This is a genomic window from Nocardia sp. NPDC057668, assembly GCF_042799795.1.
Classification (GTDB): domain Bacteria; phylum Actinomycetota; class Actinomycetes; order Mycobacteriales; family Mycobacteriaceae; genus Nocardia.
On sequence record NZ_JBHVIC010000005.1, the window covers coordinates 266,009 to 288,407 of the forward strand.

Consider the following 22,399-nt stretch of genomic DNA (forward strand, 5'->3'; position numbering starts at 1 on the left):
GCGGCCGGTCGCGGCGCAGGCCGTGCCGTGTTTCCGGGCAACCTCGGGCACCGGGCCGCAGGGCCCCGCCACCGCGCCGCCGTGGGCGCGGGCACCGTCACCCTGCGCCGAGTGTCCGGCCGGGTGGGGCTCGCCGAACTGGGCTTCGCCCGCAGGTGCAGGACGTCGCCAATTCCCTTGGCGTGGTCTCGATGTCGCGGGCGTACTCCACTCGCCACTGCGGCGCGGCATGCACGACCCGTGTAGATTTGCGAGCGGCTCCGGCCGCGCCGGTTCGCCGCCGGGCAATGCCCGCTGCCGGGACGACAGCGGGCATCATCGCGATCGGACCTGTGTCAGACCGCGGCGACCAGCTTCGCCAGATCGCCGGCCAGCCGGTTGGCGTGCTCGGGGTCGGTGGCCTCCACCATCACCCGCACCAGCTGCTCGGTTCCACTGGGCCGCAGCAGGATTCGCCCGGTGTCCCCAAGCTGGCGTTCGCCCTCCGCGACCGCCTCCAGCACCTCGGGCGCGACCGCGACGGCGGCCTTGTCCGAGACCGGGACGTTCACCAGCACCTGCGGCACGGTCGTCACCACGGACGCGAGATCGGCCAGGGCACGGCCGGTTTCGGCCATCCGCGCCATGAGCTTGAGCCCGGTCAGCACCCCGTCGCCGGTGGTGCCGAACCTGGGCAGCACGACGTGCCCGGACTGTTCGCCGCCGAGGGTGTACCCGCTGCGGCGCAGTTCCTCGAGCACGTAGCGATCACCGACCGCGGTGGTGCGCATGAGGATTCCGGCGTCGCGCATGGCGATGTGCAGGCCGAGATTGCTCATGACGGTGGCCACGAGCGTGTCCTGTGCCAGTTCCCCGGCATCGCGCATGGCCAGGGCGATGATCGCCATGATGGCGTCGCCGTCGACCACCGCGCCGGTGGCGTCCACGGCCAGGCAGCGGTCGGCGTCGCCGTCCAGCGCCAGGCCCAGATCCGCACCGTGTTCGGTGACCGCGCGCCGCACCGGTTCGAGGTGCGTCGAGCCGCAGCCGTCGTTGATGTTGAGCCCGTCGGGTTCGGCGTTGATGGCGATGACCGTCGCGCCCGCCTCCCGCAGCGCGGCGGGCCCGACCTCGGAGGCCGCGCCGTGCGCGCAGTCGACGACCACGGTGAGCCCGCTCAGGTCGCGCCCGGTGGCCTCCACCAGATGCTCAACGTACCGCTCGTGGGTGCCTTCCAGGCTGTACGCGGGTTGCCCCTCGTCCAGCTGCCCCGGCTTGCCCAGCACGCGGCCGATCCCGGCACCGGTGGGCCGCGCGAAGCCGCCGTCGGCCATGAGCGCCTCGATGCGGTCCTCGATGGCGTCATCGAGTTTGTGCCCGCCCGCCGCGAAGATCTTGATGCCGTTGTCCGGCATGGGATTGTGCGACGCGGAGATCATGACGCCCAGGCAGGCGTCGTGGACCCCGGTCAGATACGCGACCGCGGGGGTCGGCAGCACGCCGACCGAGAGCACGTCCACGCCCGCGGAGGTGAGCCCGGCGATGACCGCCGCCTCCAGCATCTCGCCGCTCGCGCGGGGGTCGCGGCCGACCACGGCCAGCGCGCGCTTCTTGCCCCTACTCAGAACCTGTGCCGCCGCGGCCGAAACCCGCAGCGCCAGTTCCGGACTCAACGAGTCGTTGGCGAGCCCGCGGACACCGTCGGTGCCGAACAAACGTCCCATACCTCACCCCTGATCGGTGGAAAACAGAAAGAGCAGGCACCCGGACCCACCCGCCGCCCGGGATACCCGACACGAAACGTATCGGATAACGCCGGACGGCGGGGGTAGCAGCGATTTCGAGAATCGCCGCCGGGAGCCTGCTCTCGGGAAAACCCCGCGCATGTGGGCGAAGAACACGGGGCCACCGCGCCCCGCCCACACGAAACGCCGCCCGAACCGTACCGTGCCCAGCCTCCGAGGAGACCGGGCACGGTATTGCCGTACGGCGTGATATCAGCGCTTCGAGTACTGAGGCGCCTTACGGGCCTTCTTGAGGCCGTACTTCTTACGCTCGGTGGCACGCGGGTCACGGGTCAGGAAGCCGGCACGCTTGAGGGCGGGACGGTCCTCCGGGGTGACCTCGATCAGCGCACGCGCGATCGCCAGGCGCAGCGCGCCGGCCTGACCGGACGGGCCGCCGCCGACGAGGCGGGCGTAGATGTCGAACGACTCGGTGCGCTCGACGGTCACCAGCGGCGACTTGACCAGCTGCTGGTGCACCTTGTTCGGGAAGTAGTTCTCGATGGTGCGGCCGTTGAGCACGAAGTTGCCGGTACCCGGCACCATGCGCACGCGAACCACGGCCTCCTTGCGACGGCCGACGGTCTGCACCGGACGGTCGATCACGATGGGGGCGAAGGTCTCCTCGGAGGAGTACTCGGCCTCGTAGCCGTCACCCTCCTCGACAACCTCGACGGTGGTGTCTTCGACCACGTAGTCGTCGGCGAATTCCTCAGGAGCGGTCACTGGGCCACCTGCTTGATCTCGAACGGGATGGGCTGCTGAGCGGCGTGCGGGTGCGTCGGGCCTGCGTAGACCTTGAGCTTGCCGCCGATGGCGTTACCCAGCTTGTTCTTGGGGATCATGCCCTTGACAGCCTTCTCGACCAGACGGTCGGGACGGCTGGCCAGGACCTGGCCCACCGAGCGCGAGGTCAGACCACCCGGGTACCCGGAGTGGGTGTGGATGAACTTGTTCTCACGCTTGTTGCCGGAGATGGCAACCTTGTCAGCGTTGATGATGATGACGAAGTCGCCACCGTCGACGTTCGGCGCGTAGGTCGGCTTGTTCTTGCCGCGCAGCAGGCCAGCGGCCTGCACGGCGAGACGGCCGAGCACTACGTCAGTGGCGTCGATGACGTACCACTTGCGGGTCACGTCACCCGCCTTGGGGCTGTACGTAGGCACAGTCGTTCCCTGTCTGTCGTATGTGGTGCCAGCCAGGCGTGTGGTCGAGCGATCCCGGCGGCTGGTGGAGACCCGGGGCTCGTGCGACGGCCAGGAATGAACCCGGCTGTACCGCACGCCAACGGAGAACAGTACCTTATTGCCCTCCGCTACGCTCCGGGCGGGTCCGTGGCCCCCGATGTCTCGTTCTTCCCTCCCTCCGCTCCTCCGCTGCGCTCCCCCGCTCCACTCAGTCCAGAACGAGACGGGCCACGGACAGGGAGGTGTTGTACCTTCCCCCAGCTGGCCGAGGGAAGGTACAGCCGCAAGCCGACAACGAGTCCGGGGGCGGTTTCCGCCTGCGCTAGATGTGCAGCGGCGGCCCGGGGTCCTTGCCCCGGACCGGGCCGGGAATCTTGTAGCGCAGGGTGTCCACGCCCTCGGTGACGCATTGCGAGCGCTGTGGATCCTCGACCCCGGAGATGCCCGGCGCGGGCGGGACCGCCAGCGGGGTGAGCGCGCAGACCTCGCCCATGAGGCGGGACAGGTCCCACACGTGCCCGGGAGCCAGTGGCCCGTCCGCGATGTTCGAGGCCGCGAGTTGCGGTGGCTCGGAACCGGAATAGGCGCCCAGCGCGGTCAGCGCCGCCGCGCCGATGATGATGGGCGCACCGAACAGGTTGCCCTTCATCTTCTTCCACAGCTTGCCCTTGCGCGGCCTGCGCTCCCCCTCGGCGCCGGACTCCGAATCCGACTGCCCGGCAACATCCTCCGGCGACTGCGGATTCTGACGCGACCCACTGGACGGCATCGACCCACCGTACATCGACCCGGCCTGACCAGGAGCGTTTCCGGAAGTCCCAGCAAAACCCCCGCGTCCGCCGGACTCGGGGTGGTAGCCACCCGATTCACCACCGGACTGGCCGCCCGGCTGACCGTATCCGCCGCCGCCCTGGCCGTATCCGCCCTGCTGGGGGTACGCGCCGGCCGGCTGGCCGTAGCCGCCCTGACCGCCGTACGCGCCGGCGCCCGGCGCACCCTGCTGGCCGCCCGAATGTCCCGGCGTCCCACCGGCATACCCCGATTGCTGGCCGCCGGGCTGCCCCTGTGCGCCGTAACCCGGGTAACCCTGGCCGGCCTGACCCTGCGGCGGCACGCCCTGCTGGGCGGGACCGAACGCGCCGGGCGAACCCGGCTGCTGCGGATTCCGGCCCATGACCGAGGTCATCTGATCGTCGGCGGGCGTCCCCGGCGGACGGGTGAAGCGCCCGCCCACCCCGGCCAGACCGGGCGGCAGCCCCCGCGACGCGATCGGCGTCTGCGCGAGTTCCTCGGGGGTGATGCGATGCGTTTCCTCGACGGCAGGCGTCTCGGCGGGCGGCTGTTCGCCCTGGCGCGAACCCTGCTCGGCCGGGCGGGCGGCGGCCGCGGGCTGCTGGCCGATCGGCCCGGACGGCGGTCCCGCCTGCGCGGGCCTGCCGTGCCGCGGCTGCCCGGGCGCGCGCTCGGACCCGCCTTCGGCGACCGGACCCCGCGTGCCCTGAGCCTGTGCGGCCGGCTGTGCGGGCGCGACCGGCTGTGCCGGAACGTGCGGTACGGCGGCGGGCGCCGATGCGGCGGCCGCCTGCTGCGCCGGTGCGACCGGCGGCTGCGCGGCGGCCGGAGCCTGCGGCGCGGGAGCCGCCGGTGACTGCGCGGGCGCGGCGGGAGCCTGCGGCGCGGCGGGAGCCGCACCCTGCCCCGCCGAGTCCCCTTGCCGGGCACCGGATTCCGCGAGACCCTCGGCCAGTTCGCTGTCGTTCACCAGCAGATGCGTCGCCCCGAGCACCAGCGCGTGCATCGGGTGATCGGCCACCTGGAACCGGTGCCCGAGATGGTTCTGGAACGCCAGTCGAATGGCGTCGTTGAAGCAGACGTTGCCCGCCAGCAGCACGGTCGAGGTGTCGGCCCCCACCGCCCGCGCGGCCGCCATGACCTCGATGACCACGTTGTCCGCGGCGCGCGCCTGGTGCAGCGCCTCGGGCGTGATGCGCACGCTCACCGATTCGGTGGGCTGTTCGTCGTCACCGTCCACCGCCACGACCAGGCATTCGCGGCCGTCGGAGTAGACGCCGGTGGCCCCGACCGCGGGACCCCGCCCGGGCGCGCGCACGAGCCCGAGCGCCCGCACGTAGCCGGACATGGCCACCGATTCGGGCAGCGGTTCGGCGACGACCCCGAGCTGCTCGACCAGCCGCATGAACTCCTCGACCTTGGCGTCGGGCCAGTCGTCCGGGAACGGCACCGCGACAACGTCCGCCTGACCGCCGAGGTGTTTGACGATCTCGGCCAGCGGATTGTGCAGGCGCGCGCGGAAGACCAGGTCGGCGGGCCAGGTCGCCCCGGCCACCACGATCTGCGGATGCCCGAGGATGTCGCGCACATCGGAGATGGCGATGCCGACGTCCGGGCGCCGGTCCACCCCGGCGGTGTGCAGGCGGCCGGAGGCGTCCGCCAGCAGATAGGCGGGCGGTGTGTAGGTGCCCTCGACCTGGACCGGGCGGATCGGCGCGCCACCGCCGCCGGCGGCGACCGAGACCACGTCCCAGCCGAGATGCACTGCCCCTACTCGAGCTGTCACAGCCATCAGTGTGCCTGCTCGCGCAGCGAAGCGCGCGGCTGCCCGCTCGCAGTGCTCACGCCGCCGTCTTCTTCAAACGCAGCCGGGACCAGGTGAGCAGCGAGAACAGCACGGTGAGCACCACCAGCATGCCGATGTCGAGGTACCAGATGCCGGACTCGTGCTTCCACAGCGCATCGGGCTGCGCGCTGGCGAACAGGTCCCGGATGTTGATGGTGGACGCTCCGGAGGCATACCCCCAGCGAGCCGGGAACAGCCACGAAACCTGTTCCAGCACAACGCGGCCCGTGACCGGGATCATGCCGCCGGCCATGACCAGCTGGCACATGATGGTGACGACCAGCAGCGGCATCACCTGTTCGTTGGACTTGGCCAGGGTGGACAGCAACAGACCCACCACCACGCAGGTGACGGCCGTCAACGCGATGTCGATGTACAGCTCGGCGCTGCCCGCCGACAGCACCACGCCGGGCCCGGGCCGCTTCTTGCCCGCCAGCACGATGCCCATCATGACCGCGGCCTGCAGCAGTGCCGCGAGGCTGAACACGACGACCTTGGACATCAGGTACGCGCCCGACCCCAGGCCGACGGCGCGCTCGCGGTAGTAGATGGCGCGCTCGCCCACCAGATCGCGGACGGTCAGCGTCGAGCCCATGAAGCAGGCGCCCAGGATCAGCACCACCAGCAGCTGTTGCGCCTCGCTGCCGCCCGTGTTCACGAACGACCCGTCCGGCATCTGGGTGAAGCCGCCCTTCTGGAAGCCGTTCTTGCCCGGCACCACCAGGGATAGCCCGCCCAGGACGAACGGAAGTATCAGCAGGAAGGCGAGATACCCGCGATCGGCGAAGATGAGCCGTATCTGCCTGCGCGACAGTGTCGAGAACTGTTTGAAGGAACTCGATTTCGGCGGCTTGGCGCGCTGGCCCTGCTGCACGGCCGGCGGCGCGGGCGCGAAGGCTTGACGGGAGCGGTAATTGGCGAAGGCGCGGTCGGGATCCTCGGCGACGCGGGCGAAGATCTCGGCCCAGTCGCTGGTGCCGAGGAAGTCGCGCACGCTGCCCGGATGCCCGGCGAACGCGGTCTTGCCGCCCGGCGCCAGCAGCAGCACCTGGTCGCACATGTCAAGGCAGGCAACCGAATGCGTGACCACGATGACCGTGCGCCCGGCGTCGGCCAGCTCGCGCAGCATGGTCATGACCTGACGGTCCAGCGCCGGATCCAGGCCGGAGGTGGGCTCGTCGAGGATGAGCAGCGACGGGCCGGTGAGCAGTTCCATGGCCACCGAGGCGCGTTTGCGCTGTCCGCCGGAGAGGCGATCGACGCGGGTGTCGGCGTGCTGGGTGAGCGAAAGCTCGTCCAGCACACCGTCGATGACGCGCTTGCGGTCGGCCTTGGTGGTGTCGGGGGGCAGCCGCAGCTGGGCGGCGAAGCCCAGCGCCTGCTTGACGGTGAGCTGCCGGTGCAGCACGTCGTCCTGCGGCACCATGCCGATGCGGGAGCGCAGCGCTTCGTATTCGGCGTGCAGGCCGCGGCCCTCGAAGGTGACCACGCCTGCCGAGGGCTGGGTGTTGCCCGCGATGAGCTTGGACAGCGTCGACTTGCCCGCGCCCGAGGGCCCGATGAGCGCGGTCAGGGTGCCGCGCCCGGCCTGCAGGTTCACATCGACCAGCAGCTGTTTGTTGCCCTCGACGGTGAAGCTGACCCCGTGCACGTGCAGGCCCTGCTCGGCGACCGGTCGCTGCCGGTGGACGAGAGTGCCCTCCTGGACGACGAAGTCGATGTTGCCGATGGTGACGATGTCGCGTTCGCGCAGGGCGGTGCGCTGTTCGCGGCGGCCGTTGACGAAGGTGCCGTTGGCCGAGCCCAGGTCCTCGATCGCCAGATTGCCGCGGTCCGAGACGAGGCGGGCATGGCGGCGCGAGGCCAGCGGATCATTGACGACGATCTCGTTGTCGCTGGTCCGGCCGATGTGCAAGCCGTTGGCGGGAATTCGATCCGCGCGCGCGGCGGGACCGGTGCCCGCGCGGGCGCGCACCGGGGGCGTGGCGGCGATGGTCGCCTTGGCCGTCATGTTCAGATTGGCCGGGGCGTCCGGGTGCAAAGGCAGCGGCGCCGAGGGCATACCGGCCGAGGGCATACCGGCCGAGGGCAGCGGATTGGCCGGCGTCGGGGGCCGCTGCACCGGCTGCTGCGCCGAATGCGGCGGGCGCTGCTGCACCGGCTGTTGCGGATGCGCGGGCGTGGGCGGCCGATGCTGGGCCGGGGGCCGGTACTGCGGCTGCTGTGGCGGCCGCTGCTGCGGCTGACCGTGCGACGGTGTCGGCGGCCGCTGGGGCGCCGGCGGCCGGTACTGCGGCTGCGCGCCCTGCGGCACCAGGTGCAGCAGCGGGCCGGTGATGGCGTCCCCCAGCCGCACCTGCACCGGCCGGTCGATGGTCAGCGGCTGACCGATCCGCCGCGCGTCCACGAAAACACCATTGGTACTGCCGTTGTCGGCGAGCACCCACCCGTTCCCCCGCCAGGACAGTGTGGCGTGCACTCGCGACACGAGCGGGCTGTCCACGAATAGCGTGACCTCGGGCGCCCGCCCCATGGTGATCTGCTGACTTGCGTCGAAGACCCGATCGGTTCCTTCATGACGCACGGTGATCTGCTGCGCCCCCGGTGAAGACATGGCCCGGATACTACCGGCTACCTCGCCGGGAGCCAGATGAGTCTCGAGGCGGTCAAGGGCGCATCACGGATTGCCCGCCGAGCGGCCGCGCCGGCGGCGAATCACCGCCGGTCCGATGACCGATCGGACAGCTGACCCGGGCCGCGGGCCACGAGCCGGATAATATGCGTGGGGCCGGCCGGTGGGGCGGAACAGGGTCGGACCGTGAGGGAGTGGACGTGGGGAAGCGTCGGGCGACGGTGATGCTGCTCCTGCTCACCTGTATCGCGGTGGTCGTCTGCGGATGCACCCGCAATGTGCCGGGTCGCGCCGTCTCGATCTACGACGATCCGTTCAAGGTCGCGGGCCTGCCCACCACGAGCGGCCCCAGCGGCCCGCGCGGCGGGGTGCCCGACAGCCCGTTACGCGCGGAGAACACCGACAACGGCGATATCGACCGGCTCGTCATGAACGCGATCGAGGACATCGAGGCGTACTGGGGCGGTGAGTTCAGCAAGGACTTCGAGGGCGATTTCGTGCGGGTCACCAAGCTGGTGTCCTGGAGCGCGAAAGCCCCACGCTCGCAACAGGTGCAGTTCTGCGAGGAGAGCACATACCGGCTGGTCAACGCCGCGTACTGCAGTCTCGACCACACCATCGGCTGGGATCGCACCGTGCTGTTGCCCGCGGTGCAGGAGAGCTTCGGGAAGATGTCGGTGGTCACCGTCATCGCCCACGAATACGGGCACGCCATCCAGAGCATCGCCAAGATCGTGAGCCGCAAGACCCCGACCATCGTGAAGGAACAGCAGGCCGACTGCTTCGCCGGCGCGTTCATTCGCCATGTGGCCGAGGGCAAGTCGAAGCACTTCACGATCAACACCTCGGATGGGCTGAACGCGGTGCTGGCCGCGACCGTCGCCATCCGCGACGACAATCCCGAGGATCCCGAGAGCGTGCACGGTTCGGCCTTCGAGCGCGTGACCGCGGTGCAGATCGGCTTCACCGACGGCGCCAAGGGCTGCAAGGCCATCGACACCGACGAGATCGAGCGCCGCCGCGGCAACCTGCCGCAGACCTTCGGCAACGACACCACCATGGGCGAATCCGAGGTGGCGCGAAGCAACCTCGACGAGATGGCCAAGGCCATGGCCGCGATCATGCCGATCGACGAGGCCCCCGAGTACACCTACGACGGCGCGACCCTGAAGTGCCGCAACGGCAAGGACACCGCACCGGTGACCTACTGCCCCGCCACCAACACCATCGGCACCGATCTACCCGCGCTCCGTGATCGCGGCGAGGCCAACACCGATGAACAGGACGGTCTTCCGGTCAAGGTGACCGGCGATTTCACCGCGTACGTGGTGTTCATCTCGCGGTACGCGCTGGCGGTGCAGCAGAGCGAGGGGCAGAAACTCAAGGGCGCCAAGACCGCGTTGCGCGCGGCCTGTCTGGCCGGGGTGATCACCGGAAAACTGGCCGATCCCAACAGATCCAAGGCCGACGGGGATATCAGCCTGTCGCCGGGCGATCTGGACGAGGCGGTCTCGGGCCTGCTCACCGACGGGCTGGCGGCCAGTGACACCGACGGCAACACGGTGCCCAGCGGGTTCTCGCGGGTGGACGCCTTCCGCGCCGGTGTCCTGGGCAACCAGAACACCTGCACGTCGCGGTATTCGTAATACCGGTCCCGAGAGCGCGATACCGCACCCCGCGGCCCGGATATCGCTTTTCACAGCGGGATACCACGCGTTCACAGCGGGATACCACGCGCCGCGCGGGAATACCGCGTACCGCCGGGCAATCCCGCGCTCAGCCGAAGGGCGGGGGCGCGACCGGTTCCAGGCGCAGCATGCGGTTGCCCAGCATGATCTCCGCGCCGGGAATCAGCGTCATGGGCTGCCCGGGCTGGAGCCGCACCCAATCCCGGTATCCCGGCAGGCGCACCCGCGTGCCGTTGGTGGACCCCCGATCCAGCACCGTGACATCCCAATTCACCAGCCGGATCTCCGCGTGCGCACGGGACATGCCGCCGGAATTGTCGTCGATCTTCAGGGGCACCAGCCCGCCGCGGGCGGCGTCGGAGAACTCCGGATCGCGGCCGGCCACCGCGTCGGCGGCCAGCATGTAGGTCATGCCGTCGTCGAGCACCAGCATGCCCAGGGGCGGCCGGATCACCTCGCTCACCTGCTGCGTCTGATCCACCGGCATGCCGCACACCGAGCAGAACGCGGCGCGTGGGTCGCTGGGATGCGCACGCGCGCACTTGAACCCGAGCACCTTGGTGGTCAGCGCGGCGGCCTTGGCCGTGGCCTCCAGGCGGCGCTGGAGTCCCGGGTCCGGTTTCGGCGCGGGGTTGGTGCCGCCGGTCTCGGTGGGCGCGTGATGCGGATCGAATCCGCCGGGTACGCCGGGTGATTCGGCGGCCGGGTCGAAACCCGCCGTGGCGGGCAGTGCATCGGTGCGCGGATCGAATTCGGCGGTGGCGGGCGGTGCGCCCAGCTCGGTATCGGATTCGGTCGGAATGCGATTGGAGGTCCGGGTGGGCGTGAGATTCGGGTCCGCTTCCGAATACGGTTCCCGCGCGGCCGTTTCCGGCTCCGGGTCATAGGAGGCGGTGGGCGGCAACGGCCGGCTCGGCCGGGCGGCGTTCGGGGCCGCGGCACTCCGCGCGCCGTCGCCGCGCGCGGGCAGCCACGGGGTGACCGGCTCGCCCTCGAACCAGACGACCGCGCCCGCCGCGACCGCCACGCCCTCGATGAGCGAACCGATTCCGCGTTCGGGCAGCTCGGGCGCCCGGCGCTTGCCCGCGTCGATCAGCAGCGCCGCGGCACGCGCGGGATGCGCGGCCACCCGGTCCACGGTGAACGCGGCGTCGCTGCCGCGGTAGTACTCGAGCTGCGCACCGGCCAGCACCGCGGTCACCGAACCGTGCAGGAAGATCGCCACCCCGCCCGTCTCGGCGGCGGACAGGATCCCGAATTCGATCGGTTCGCCCGGGGAGATGCGCTCGGCGTCCTTCATCAGCCAGCGGGTGGCCTGGCGCGCGACCTGCCTGCCCGGTCCGTCCGGGGCCAGGCGGGTGGCCTCGGCCACCAGTTCGGAGAGCGCGGTCGCGGCGACGGCCGCCCGCGAGCGCGCGGTCGGCGCACCCGGTTCGCGGTGTGCGACCAGGATGACCGCACCGGCCACCCGGGCGACGATGTGATTGCCCGCGACTACCTCGACCTGCCGATCCATCAATGGAACCGGCCCCCGGTGTTCGCGCGGCACGGGATGTTCAGCACACGCACCAGATTACGTGGCCCGGATCCGTTACGTCCGGGCCGCCATCGGACGATGAGGGGTAGGGAGCGCGACGATGCGCGACGGCCCACCGGCCGCCGGGTTCGTCCGCTACTTTGAATGCACCGTACGGGAGGATCGAGGACCTGACATGGTTCGCACAGCGCGCAAACCACTCTTCGCCGCATGTCTGTCGCTGGCCGCGCTGTTGCTGACCGCCTGCGGCAGCATCGACGGCACGCCGGTCGCCGGGGAACTCGACGTCCGCACCCTGGCGGTCGGCTCCTACCCGGTCGACAAGTTCTCGTACCCGCAGGACGCCAACGGTCAGGGCGCCCTGCTCGAAGGCTTCCGGATGGCCGACGCCGTGGTGCCCACGGTCGGCATCGACCCCTCGCTCACCTACGGTCGCGGCGGCCGCGCCACGGTCGGCACCGAGGACGCCACCAAGGTCGCGCTCGCCGCGCCCTCGCGCGCGGTCCTGGATCGCAACAAGCTGATCACGGCCTTCGCCGCCAGCGGCTCGGACAAGGTCGACGAGCCCGGCAAGCCGGATCCGGCGGGCGCGACCACGATCACCAACATGGTGCTGCGCTTCGGGAACGAGCGCACCGCCAAGACCGCCGCGAGCGAACTCGAGGACGCCGACTTCGGTGTCGCTCCCGACCTGAACAAGAAGCTCACCCTGAGCCAGTACCCGGACTCGTTCATCCACTGGCGCCCGGGCGTGCCCACCATCGGCGCGTTCCTGCCCTACAAAGAGTTCGTGATCTCGCTGTTCATCCAGCGCCCCGCCGCCGACGAGAAGGACCTGCTCGAGTGGGTCCGCAAGACCTTCGACGCCCAGGTTCCGGTGCTCGCCAAGTTCGCGCCCACCCCCGAGTCCAATCTTCCCGAGCTCGAGGTGGATCCGGACAATCTGCTCGCCCGGGCCGTGGTCACCGAACGGGGCGACGGCACGCCGGAACCGCGCACCTTCGCCGCCTACGGCGGGACCAAGATCGTGCACAGCGCCAACAACCAGGGCAAGATCCAGCAGGCGGTGAACGAGACGGGCGCGGACGGCATCGCCACGGTCGACACCGCCTCGGTCATCCGCACCCGCGACGACGCCGGCGCGACCACGCTGCTGGACGCCCTCGTCGCCGACGAGAGCGATCACTACGACAGCATCGGCGCGCCCAACGACGTCCCCGGCGCGAAGTGCGTGCAGCTGAACAGCAAGGGCGACACCGAAACCGAGTACAAGAACCGCTGCTACGTCACCTACAAGCGCTACATCGGCGTGGTCAGCAGCGATGACGAACCCGAGGTGCGGCAGAAGATCGCGGCGCAGTACGCGCTGCTCGCGAACAGCCTGTAATCGGTAGGCTCGCGGGCGCGCCGCCGACCGCGCGACGGCACCGCCCGCGAGATGATTCAGGAGCCCGAGTAGATGACGCTTCGTGCCGGCGCCCTGCTCGGCGGATATCGGATCGTCCGGGTGCTCGGCTCCGGCGGGATGGGCACCGTCTATCTCGGCAAGCATCCGAGCCTGCCGCGCATGGACGCGCTCAAGGTGCTCTCCGCCGAGCTCTCACACGACCGGGAGTTCCGGGGCCGCTTCCAGCGCGAAGCCGACGTCGTTGCGGCACTGGATCATCCGAGCATCGTCGCGGTGCACAATCGCGGCGAGGAGGACGGCCACCTCTGGATCGCCATGCAGTACGTACGGGGCAGCGACGCCGCCGCCGAACTCCGCCGCGACCCGGCCGCCATGACACCCCTTCGCGCACTGACCATTACGGCCCAGGTCGGCCGGGGCCTGGACCACGCGCATCGCGCGGGTCTGCTGCACCGGGACATCAAACCGGCGAATTTCCTGCTCACCCAGCACGACGGGGAAGAGGAGCGAGCGCTGCTCGGCGATTTCGGCGTCGCGAAAAGCGTCACCGACACCACCGAACTCACCCAGACCGGCAGTTTCGTGGCCACGATCGACTACGCCCCGCCGGAGCAGCTCGCGGGCTTGCCCCTGGACCCGCGCTCGGACATCTACAGCCTCGGCTGCTCGTTCTACAAACTGCTCACCGGCCAGAACCCCTATCCCGCGGCGCAACCGTCCCTGGTCATGCTCGGCCACCTGCACCAGCCCCCGCCCCGGGTCACGGCGGTGCGCCCCGACCTGCCGCCCGCCATCGACGCGATCTTCGCCCGGGTGCTGGCCAAGAATCCGGCCGCGCGCTACTCCACCTGCCGGGAGTTCACCGAGGCGGCCGCCGAAGTCCTGCTCCCCGGATACCACGCGTCCCACATCACGTCGCCGAATGTGCCCTGGTACACGGCGCCTCCCGCGCGGACGAACGAGTCCGGCACGACGGCAACCACTTTCGGCGGCGATCCGGGCGGAGCGCACACGGCCGAGACCGCCGCGCACACCGTCGCGGGAACAACCGGACCGCAAGCTGTGGGACACAACGGTTCCGAACCCACCGAGGTGGTTTCCACCCGGCCCACCCGCCCGGGAACCGAACCCCCGCCCCGCGCGGACACTCCGCGCGAACGCCCGGTCAAACTGCTGCTCGGCCTGGGAGCCGCCGCCATCGCGGCCGTCACGGCCGCGGGGATAGGCGTGTACGCGGGCGGCGGTGCGGGCGAGTCCGGCCCGGACACCGCGGCGACCACCGCGTCCCGAACGGCGCCGGCGCAGGCCCGCTCGCAGAACCCCGCCTTCCAGGGCAAGACGATCACCGTCATCGACTTCTCGCAATACCCCCACGAGGACAACCGCTATCGGGTCTACCTCACCGGCTCCCCGCAGGCACGGTTCCTGGAAGAGCTCGGTTTCGTCTACAACCCCGCGTACGTACCCCGCGACGCGGAGATCTCCCCGCGGACCGAGAGCCCGGATGCCCTGCAAGCCCCGGCCGATTCCTACATCCTCGCGCTGCACGGCAACGAGAAGGCGAACAACGGGGTGGCCCCCGCGACGCCCTCGGCGATCATCGGCGCGCGCGGCCGGGTCATCGATCTGGAGGACCCCAACGCCGTCGTCTCCATGCAGCAGTGGGGACCGCGCAGCGAGGAACTGCTGCTCGCCCGATTGGTTCCGGTGCTGCGCAGCCGAATCGAGTAGGGTGACCCCCGATTACCGGGGAGGGAATTGTGAGTAGATTCGTGCGGTCCGTCGTGGCCGCGGCGATGGCGTTGACGCTCGGGGGAGCCGCCGCGTGCGGGTCGGACGGTGGTTCCGGGGGCGCCGAACCCGACATCGATCTGACCACCCTCGACGTCGGCAGCCTGCCGACCGAGCCGGTGACCTACGACAGGGTCACCAGCATCGAGCAGGCCAAGGCGGTGGAGGGCATGCGACTCGCGAACGTCGTCCCGCTGCCGTCCGAGATCATTCCCGAGGTCAGCGTTCCGGCGCAGATCGCCAGCGTCGCGGTGCGCACGTTCATCGACTTCTCCTCACGCGCGATCAAGATCCGGACCACCGCCGCACCTGCGGAATTAAACGCCGCCGCACCGGGATTCGTCGTCGGCTTCGTCAGCAGCGGCAAGTCGAACGACGAATACCCCGCGCTCTCCTACGAATACGAGAACATCGTCCTGCTCTTCGAGGACGACGCCGCCGCCACGTCCGCCGCACAGGCGCTGGGCCGCCTGGACTTCGAGTCCGTCGCGGGCAGTGAACCGGTGGAGCTGGCGAAATACCCGGGCGCGATCGTGCACGCCGAGGGCGGCGACACCAAGGGCCTCATCAAATCCTGGTACGCCACCGGAAAATTCGTCGTGTTCACCTACGTGTGGGACAACCTGATGGCCGAGGCGAAGACGCGGGACCTGGGCAAGCTCACCGCGCGCGTGGAACGCGCCCTGGACGTGATCCCCCCGGCGCTGACGTCCTTCCGAGCCACGCCGAAGGATCAGCTCATGAATCTGCCGGTGGATCCCGACAACATCCTGGGCCGCACGCTGTCCACGACGAAACTCGATTCGGCACAGGTCGGCTCCCCCGGGGTTTTCGACGCGCACGGCGGACTGCACATCGTGCAGGGGACCGATTCCGCGGCGCTGCTGGAACGCACCGGAGTGGACCGCGTGGCCTGGAACGGCGGCTATCTCTACCGCGCCCGCGATGCCGACGCCGCCGCGGAGATCGTCACCGAGTACAGCTCGACCACCCGCCTCTTCAAACGCGCGGACAGTCCGGAGAACCTGCCGAACGCGCAGTGCCGCAAGTACTCCGGTCCCGGCGCCGCGGATATCCCGTACTACTGCTACGTCTCGCACGGCCGCTACGCCGCGCAGGTGTCCGCGCTGCAGCTGAAGGACGCGCAACAGCGCATCGCCGCGCAGTACGCCATTCTGGTCAACGCTCACTGACGAAGTGCCCGGGGGATTTCTCATGTTTTCACGACGTATTCGCCATGCCGCGGCGGTGACGCTGACCGGGCTGGCGCTGGCGGGCTGCACCGTCGCCGGATCGGCCACACCGGGCGAAACAGATGTGCGCGGTTTCGATGTGGGCAAGTACGCGACGGGACCGCTCGAGGAGCGGTACGCCTATAACCCCGATCTGGCCAAGGGCCTGAATCTGGCGCTCATGCGACTGGCCAACCGGGTGGTGACCGGACCCGAGATCGACGCGAGATTCAAGTACGGCACCGGGATGATCCCGTTCCTCACCCCGGACAAGGCCACCAAGGTCCTGGCCGACGTCACCGCGCCCGTCCTGGCCCGCAACAATCTGAAATTCGGTGTGGCGGTGGGCCACAGCGAACAGGAGCCGATCAAGGGTGCGGCCCCCGCGGGCAGCCCCTTCACCACCGTCACCGTCATGCAGTTCCCCGACGACGCGAGCGCCGCCCGGGCCGCGACCGAGCTGGACGAGGCGGACTTCGCGATCGCGGCCGAAGCCAATCAGCACGTGACGCTGCCCAAATACCCTGCTGCCCTGGCCCATTGGCGCCCCGGGGTCGCGAGCATGGGCGCGACTATCGCTCGCGGCAGCTACGTGGTCGCCCTGTTCGTCGGCACGCGGGATCCGGAGCAGGATCAGCTGACCGCCCTCGTCGAGCAGGTGCTGGACGTCCAGCTCCCGCTGCTCGACGCGCTGCGGCCGCTCGATACCGAGGCGGTGCTCCGCCAGCCGTACGACCCGGACGGGATGCTGCGCCAGACGCTCAACATCCAGGGCATCGGGCAACCGGACGTCGGGCAGCAGGCGGTCTTCGAACAGCGCGCGTATCTGCATCGGGTCGCGAATCAGGCGCACTGGCGGCAGGTGCTGCAGGACAACGGCGTCGACCGATTCGCCGTCTCGGGCGCGTCCTTCGAGGGCACCACGATCCTGTTCCGCACCCGGGACGCGGACGCCGCGATCAGGTTCGGCGCGGCCGTCCTGTCGGCCAATCACGCCGGGCCCGCCGAAGCGCCCGCCGGCGTTCCCGACACCACGTGCGGCGAGGCCCCGAAGGACGCCACGAGCGGCCTGAAAAGGTACCGCTGCGTGGTTGCCTACCGGCAGTACGTGGCCGCGGTCCAGAGTGATCAGATCACCGACGTCCATCAGCGGGCCGCCGCCCAATACGCCCTCATGGCGAATAGCTCCTGGTAATCGCCGTGTAAGCAGCCTCTCGCATCGACATTCTCACCCCCGAGTCATCGACTCTGATCAGCGACGCCTCTCCTCGGTTAGGGTGCCGTCGAATTGCTGAACAGGGGTGGAACCGTCGGGCAGTGACCCACGTCTAATCAAGATGTAGAGCTCGTCCGCCCGCACGTGATCGAGAGGAGGCACCGTGGCCGGTGCATTCGAAGCCAGTAATGAGCTCATTCAGGCCAAGGCCCAGGAGTTCAAGCAGACCCACGAGACGCTCATGCATCTCATCGCCGACCTCAAGCGCGACGAGGACGCCATGACCGTGGGTTCGAACTGGCAGGGCGGTGCGCGGAACGCCTTCAACGCGTTCATGGAGCGCTACTACTTCCAGGCCGACAAGCTCAACGACAAGCTGATGACGACGACCGAGAACCTCATCAGGGTCGGGTCGAACTACGAGGAGCACGACCGCGATTACGAGGCCCGGGTCAAGGCGCAGACCTCCAGCCTCGATCTACCGCCGGTCTGATCCGCCGCTCCCACCCGACCCGTCAGCAAAGGAACCACCATGGCAGCCGCATCCAACGGTCAGATCATTTCCGCCCAGTTCGAGGGCGTCGCCGACGGCGCGACCTCGGTCATCCGCCGCGCGGAGAACATTCGCGACCAGCTCGAGGCCTTCCACCGCGCCGTCGAAGAGTTCGTCACCAACAACTGGAAGGGCGACGCCAACGAGGCGTTCGCCGACATGCAGCGCGTGTGGAACACCCACGTGGGCCAGCTCAACGCCACCCTCAGCGGCGCGGGCACCCTGGTCCGCACCGGCAACGCCGAACTCCAGGCGAAAGACACGGCCCTCGCCGGCCTGTTCTGATCCCCGCAGCGGCCTGCTCGAGCGACGCCGTACATCTGAACAACGCTGCGTGACAAGCGCCCTCGCGCCCGGGTGCCGGGGGCGCTTCGTCATGGGCAGCCGGCTCTCGCTCCCGGACCGCTGGAACCTCCGGCCCGGATCGACGGGACCTCCGGCCCGAACAGCCGGACCCTGGCCGGCCGACCGGAGCTCGAGCGGTCGCGGCCGCGAGCCGTCGGACCGCGGGCCCGTGTCTCACGACTCCGGCAGCCGGCCGAGCTGGATCAGATCCTCGCCCGCGCGGGTCACGTAGGTCCCGCGACCCGGCGGCATCAGCGAGGGCCGCGTGTTGCCGAACAGCACGCCCTCGTCGCGACCGCAGCTCATGATCAGTGCCGCGGAGTTCAGTTCCTTGAGCCGGTTGAGGGTGGCCTCGTACATGGCCCGGCCGGCGCCGCCCGAGCGCCGCGCGATGATCAGGTGGAAACCCAGGTCGCGGGCGTGCGCGAGGTGGTCGAGCAGCGCGTGCACGGGATTACCGGTCGCGGTCGCGACGAGGTCGTAGTCGTCGACCACCACGTACAGCTCGGGCCCGTTCCACCACGAGCGCTCCCGCAGCTGCTGCGCGGTGACATCGGGTCCGGGCATGCGCTGGGTGACGTACGCGGCCAGATCGGACATCTGCCGACTGAACTGCGGCGCTGTCGACCCGTAGCCCGCGAGGTACCCGTCGGGCACGGTGCCGAGCATGGTGCGCCGATAGTCGCCCATGATGATGCGAGCCTGATCCGGGGTGTTCGCGGCGCAGATCGACCGCACGATCGAGCGCAGCAGCGCGGTCTTGCCGCTCTCGGAATCACCGACGGCCACGAAGTGCGGACTCGCGGCGAAATCCAGGTACACCGGGGCCAATTCGGCCTCGTCGATGCCGATCGGAATCCGCGTGCACGGGTGCGCCGGGTCCTCTCCCCCGGGCCGATCCCCCGCCAGCCGCAGCAGATCCGAGTACGGCAGCCGCTCGGGCAGCATGCGCACCCGCGGCGCGGACCGGCCGGGCGTGCGCTGCGCGATCTCCGAAACAGCCCGGGCCACACCGACTCCCAGCGTGGCCGGATCGGAATCCCCGTCGACGCGGGGCAGCGCGGTGAGCATGTGCAGCAGATCCGCGGTCATACCGCGCCCGGGTCGCCCCATCGGCACCAGCGCCGCGAACTTGCGCCCGAGGTCCGAGTCCATCGGGTCGCCGAGGCGCAATTCGACGCGCGTGCCGATCTGATCCTTGAGCGCGGGCCGCGCCTCCGGCCAGCGCGCGAGCGAGATCACCACGTGCACACCGTACGAAAGTCCCTGCACGGCAAGGTTCATGACGGTCTGTTCGAGCGCGTCGAACTCCTGGCGGAAAGTGCCGTAGCCGTCGATCACCAGGAAGGCGTCGCCGAAGGGATCCTCCTGCGCGCCCGCCGCCGCCCGCCCGGCGGCCGGGTCGGTCGCGGCGTTCACCTCCACGGCGCGCAGCCGCCGGAACTCGGCCATGGATTCGATGCCCAACTGCCGGAAACGCGCCTCGCGCCGGCGCACCAGGGCGACCAGCTCCGCGACGGTCCGCCGGACCTTGTCCCCCTCCATCCGCGAGGAGACCGCGCCCACGTGCGGCAACCCCTCGAGCGCGACCAGGGTGCCGCCGCCGAAATCGAGGCAGTAGAACTGCGCCTGTTCGGCGGTGTGGGTGAGAGACATGGCCATGACCAGCGAGCGCAGCGCGGTCGACTTGCCCGACTGCGGCCCGCCCACCACCGCGACATTGCCGCGTGATCCCGACAGGTCCACCAGCAGCGGGTCGCGCCGCTGATCGTAGGGCCGGTCGACCAGGCCGATGGGCGCGCGCAGGGTGGCGGTGCGATTCCAGTCGCCGGTGAGCACCGATCGCGGGAGCAGCTCGTCCAGCGTCGGCGCCTGATCCAGTGGCGGCAGCCAGATCTCGTGCGCCGGACGCCCGTGCCCGCGCACTCGCGAGACCAGCATGCGCAGATCGGAGACCTCCTCGGCCGGGGGCCGGGGCTCGTCGGGCTCGTTCGGTCCGATCGGCGGAATGCGATCGGCGGCCCGGAATTCCACGTGTGTCGCGGTGAAAGGCCGAGCGGTCACATCGATTTCCCCGGACCGCGTGGCCGCGCCGAGATCGCGTGGGGCTCCGGCGCCGGTGTACGGACCCGAGACGTAGGCGGATTGGAACCGCACGATCTCCCCCGAATCCGATTTCAGATAGCCGCCGCCCGGATTGCCCGGCAGGTTGTACGCGTCGGGCACCCCGAGTACCTGACGGGATTCGTTGGCGGAGAATGTCTTCAATCCGATCCGATAGGACAGATGACTCTCCAGTCCCTTGAGCCTGCCCTCCTCCAGCCGTTGCGAGGCCAGCAACAGATGCATGTGCAGCGAGCGGCCGAGTCGCCCGATACCGGTGAACAGTTCGGCGAAATCCGGATGCTGGGAGAGCAATTCGGAGAATTCGTCGAGCACCACGAACAATGCGGGCATGGGGTCCAGATCCGCGCCCGCGGCCCGCGCCTTCTCGTACTCGGAGACATTGGCGAAATTGCCCGCCGCCCGCAGCACTTCCTGCCTGCGGTTCATTTCGCCGTCCAGCGCGTCGCGCATGCGGTCGACGAGATCGGCCTCCTCCTCGAGATTGGTGATGATGGCCGCCACGTGCGCCACGCCCTCGAGCCCGAGAAAGGTCGCACCGCCCTTGAAATCCACCAGCACGAAGTTCAACTGGTCCGATGAATGCGTGGCGATGAGCGAAAGCACCAGGGTGCGAAGGAATTCCGACTTTCCCGAACCGGTCGCGCCGATACACAGCCCGTGCGGCCCCATGCCGCCCTCCGCGGCCTCCTTGATGTCGAGTACGACCGGCAGCCCGTCCGCGCCGACGCCGAACGGCACCCGCAGGCGTTCCCGCCCGTAGCGCGGCTGCCAGGCGGTCTCGGGCGTGAACGCGCCGATGTCGCCCAGCCCCAGCAGTTGCGACCAGCTCGAAATGATTTCGCCCGCATCACCCGCCGCCGCACCGGTCTGCTGCACCGCGGCCCGATAGGGCGCGAGCCGGCGCGCGGCCTGTTCGGCCTCGCGCACGCCGATGCGGTCGATGCTCGCGAACCGCTCCATCGCCCCGCTCGCGCCCCGGCCCGAGCAGTCGCCGTTCTCGACCAGCATCGGAATACCGCGCGAGGCGGCCAGTCGCGGCGCGTACCCGCACAGGTCTATCACGGTGACGCCCTCGAAACCGCTGTCGCGCAAGGGATCTTCCTCCGCCTCCAGCAGGCCGCCGTCCACCACCAGCACGATCTGCACCAGGTTCGGGTCCGGCGGCTGATTGCGCGAGTACCGAACCCTGTTGTGCAGCAGCGGATGCAGTCCGGCGTGCACCTCGCGAATGGACCCGTACACCATGCGCTCGGTGCCGACGCCGTCCAGCGAGTCCGGGTGCTGGGTGTGCGGCAGCCACTTGGCCCATTCCCACTCGCGGGCGGTGTCGGGGCCGCAGACCACGGCGATCAGCACCTGATCCGGGCCCTGGAACATGGCCAGCTGCAGCAGCATCGCCCGGGTCAGCTCCCGGGCCTGAACCCGGTCACCGGTGAGCGCGATGCTGGCGAAGCCCTTCACCGCGATCGCGGTCGGCAGGTCCAGGACCGTCGCATGGGTCCGCACGAAACGTCTCAGCGACACCGCAGCTATCGGTTCGAGTTCCTCGACCGGGCCGGTTTCCGGCGCCACCAGCCGGGTCGCGAGCCGCTGACTGCCCAGCCCGATGCGGGCGTGACAGAAGTCCTTGTCCCCCGGCCGGCGTTCCCACATGCGGGTGGTGCCCGCGAGCATCCAGACCAGACCGGGTTCGGGGTGACTCCACTCGATGGCGGCCCGCTGCTGCGCCGCGGTCTCGGCCACGTCGCGCCGGACCTGATCGAGGTAGCGCAGGTAGTCCTTGCGGTCCTCGTCGGCCTCGGACGCCTTCTGCCCCCGGCCACCCTGCCCCGCGTACATGCCCGCCATGGAGAACACCATCATCATGGGAAACATCAAGCTCATGGGGTTGGAAGCGAACCCGCTCCCCGAGGTGAACATGAGCGCGACCATGCCCAGCATGCCCACCACCATCACCAGCGGCATGAGCTTGGTGAACAGATTCGCCGGGATACTGCGCGGAATCTCCGGCGGCGCCTGCAGCGTCACCTCGCCGCCCGGTGACCGCGGGACCTCCCGCCGCGGCCGCCGTTGAAACCGTACGGTGCTCAGTGTCTTCTGCCCTCCGCTTCGCTCCGGGCGCGGTCCGCGGCCCGGAGGTCTCGTTCTTCCCTCCCTCCGCTCCTCCGCTCCACTCAGTCCAGAACGAGACGGCCGCGGACCACAGGGTGTTGCTACCGGAGAATTGGGCGGGTCGCCCGCGTCAGCGGGTGGCATCAGCGGGGAGTCGACATCGGGCGGAG

The 22,399-nt window shown here is 69.9% G+C and carries 14 protein-coding genes; 7 read left to right on the plus strand and 7 right to left on the minus strand.

All coding sequences use genetic code 11. The features are described 5' to 3' along the window. Positions 1-335: 335 nt before the first annotated feature. The 5 genes from glmM to ACFVBH_RS28820 all read right to left on the minus strand — a co-directional run bounded on the left by glmM (position 336) and on the right by ACFVBH_RS28820 (position 8,202). Positions 336-1,703: a phosphoglucosamine mutase gene (glmM, locus tag ACFVBH_RS28800; protein ID WP_354990184.1), complete on the minus strand. Its 1,368-nt coding sequence runs from the start codon at positions 1,701-1,703 to the stop codon at positions 336-338. A gap of 273 nt (positions 1,704-1,976) precedes the next feature. Then, positions 1,977-2,489, minus strand: coding sequence for a 30S ribosomal protein S9 (rpsI, locus tag ACFVBH_RS28805; RefSeq protein ID WP_354990185.1), 513 nt, complete (start codon positions 2,487-2,489; stop codon positions 1,977-1,979). Next, positions 2,486-2,929 (minus strand): 50S ribosomal protein L13, encoded by a 444-nt coding sequence (gene rplM / locus ACFVBH_RS28810; protein WP_354990186.1) that lies wholly within the window; start codon positions 2,927-2,929, stop codon positions 2,486-2,488. Before rplM ends, rpsI begins: the two co-directional genes overlap by 4 nt. 343 nt (positions 2,930-3,272) lie before the next feature. After that, the gene (locus ACFVBH_RS28815) at positions 3,273-5,528 is read right to left on the minus strand and encodes a hypothetical protein (protein ID WP_379006291.1); all 2,256 of its coding nucleotides are present in this window, start codon (positions 5,526-5,528) and stop codon (positions 3,273-3,275) included. A gap of 55 nt (positions 5,529-5,583) precedes the next feature. Continuing rightward, a complete protein-coding gene (locus tag ACFVBH_RS28820) occupies positions 5,584-8,202 on the minus strand; it encodes an FHA domain-containing protein (protein ID WP_379006294.1) in 2,619 nt (872 codons plus the stop codon). Positions 8,203-8,420: 218 nt separating this feature from the next. On the opposite strand from ACFVBH_RS28820, the gene ACFVBH_RS28825 reads away from it, so the two are divergent. After that, positions 8,421-9,866, plus strand: coding sequence for a neutral zinc metallopeptidase (locus ACFVBH_RS28825; RefSeq protein WP_379006296.1), 1,446 nt, complete (start codon positions 8,421-8,423; stop codon positions 9,864-9,866). A 130-nt stretch (positions 9,867-9,996) separates the two neighbouring features. Here ACFVBH_RS28825 and ACFVBH_RS28830 read toward each other — a convergent pair whose 3' ends face one another. After that, positions 9,997-11,424, minus strand: a complete 1,428-nt coding sequence (locus ACFVBH_RS28830) for an FHA domain-containing protein (protein ID WP_379006298.1) — start codon at positions 11,422-11,424, stop codon at positions 9,997-9,999. Between the two features lie 196 nt (positions 11,425-11,620). Here ACFVBH_RS28830 and ACFVBH_RS28835 point away from each other — a divergent pair, with 196 nt between their 5' ends. The 6 genes from ACFVBH_RS28835 (at position 11,621) to ACFVBH_RS28860 (ending at position 17,930) form a co-directional block, all read left to right on the plus strand. Beyond that, positions 11,621-12,832, plus strand: a complete 1,212-nt coding sequence (locus ACFVBH_RS28835) for a hypothetical protein (RefSeq protein WP_354986053.1) — start codon at positions 11,621-11,623, stop codon at positions 12,830-12,832. 72 nt (positions 12,833-12,904) lie between these two features. Beyond that, complete coding sequence (locus ACFVBH_RS28840; RefSeq protein ID WP_379006302.1) at positions 12,905-14,584, plus strand: serine/threonine-protein kinase; 1,680 nt, start codon at positions 12,905-12,907, stop codon at positions 14,582-14,584. 29 nt (positions 14,585-14,613) lie between these two features. Beyond that, the gene (locus tag ACFVBH_RS28845) at positions 14,614-15,837 is read left to right on the plus strand and encodes a hypothetical protein (protein ID WP_379006305.1); all 1,224 of its coding nucleotides are present in this window, start codon (positions 14,614-14,616) and stop codon (positions 15,835-15,837) included. A gap of 22 nt (positions 15,838-15,859) precedes the next feature. Beyond that, entirely contained in the window at positions 15,860-17,071 is a 1,212-nt protein-coding gene (locus ACFVBH_RS28850) for a hypothetical protein (protein ID WP_379006308.1), read from the plus strand. 184 nt (positions 17,072-17,255) lie between these two features. Then, positions 17,256-17,585 carry a WXG100 family type VII secretion target gene (locus tag ACFVBH_RS28855; RefSeq protein WP_354986057.1) on the plus strand — a complete coding sequence of 110 codons (330 nt, stop codon included), beginning with the start codon at positions 17,256-17,258 and terminating at the stop codon, positions 17,583-17,585. A gap of 39 nt (positions 17,586-17,624) precedes the next feature. Beyond that, a complete protein-coding gene (locus tag ACFVBH_RS28860) occupies positions 17,625-17,930 on the plus strand; it encodes a WXG100 family type VII secretion target (RefSeq protein ID WP_354986058.1) in 306 nt (101 codons plus the stop codon). A gap of 234 nt (positions 17,931-18,164) precedes the next feature. On the opposite strand, the gene eccCa is transcribed toward ACFVBH_RS28860, so the two are convergent. Continuing rightward, positions 18,165-22,208, minus strand: coding sequence for a type VII secretion protein EccCa (gene eccCa / locus ACFVBH_RS28865; protein WP_379006935.1), 4,044 nt, complete (start codon positions 22,206-22,208; stop codon positions 18,165-18,167). Between the last annotated feature and the right edge of the window lie 191 nt (positions 22,209-22,399).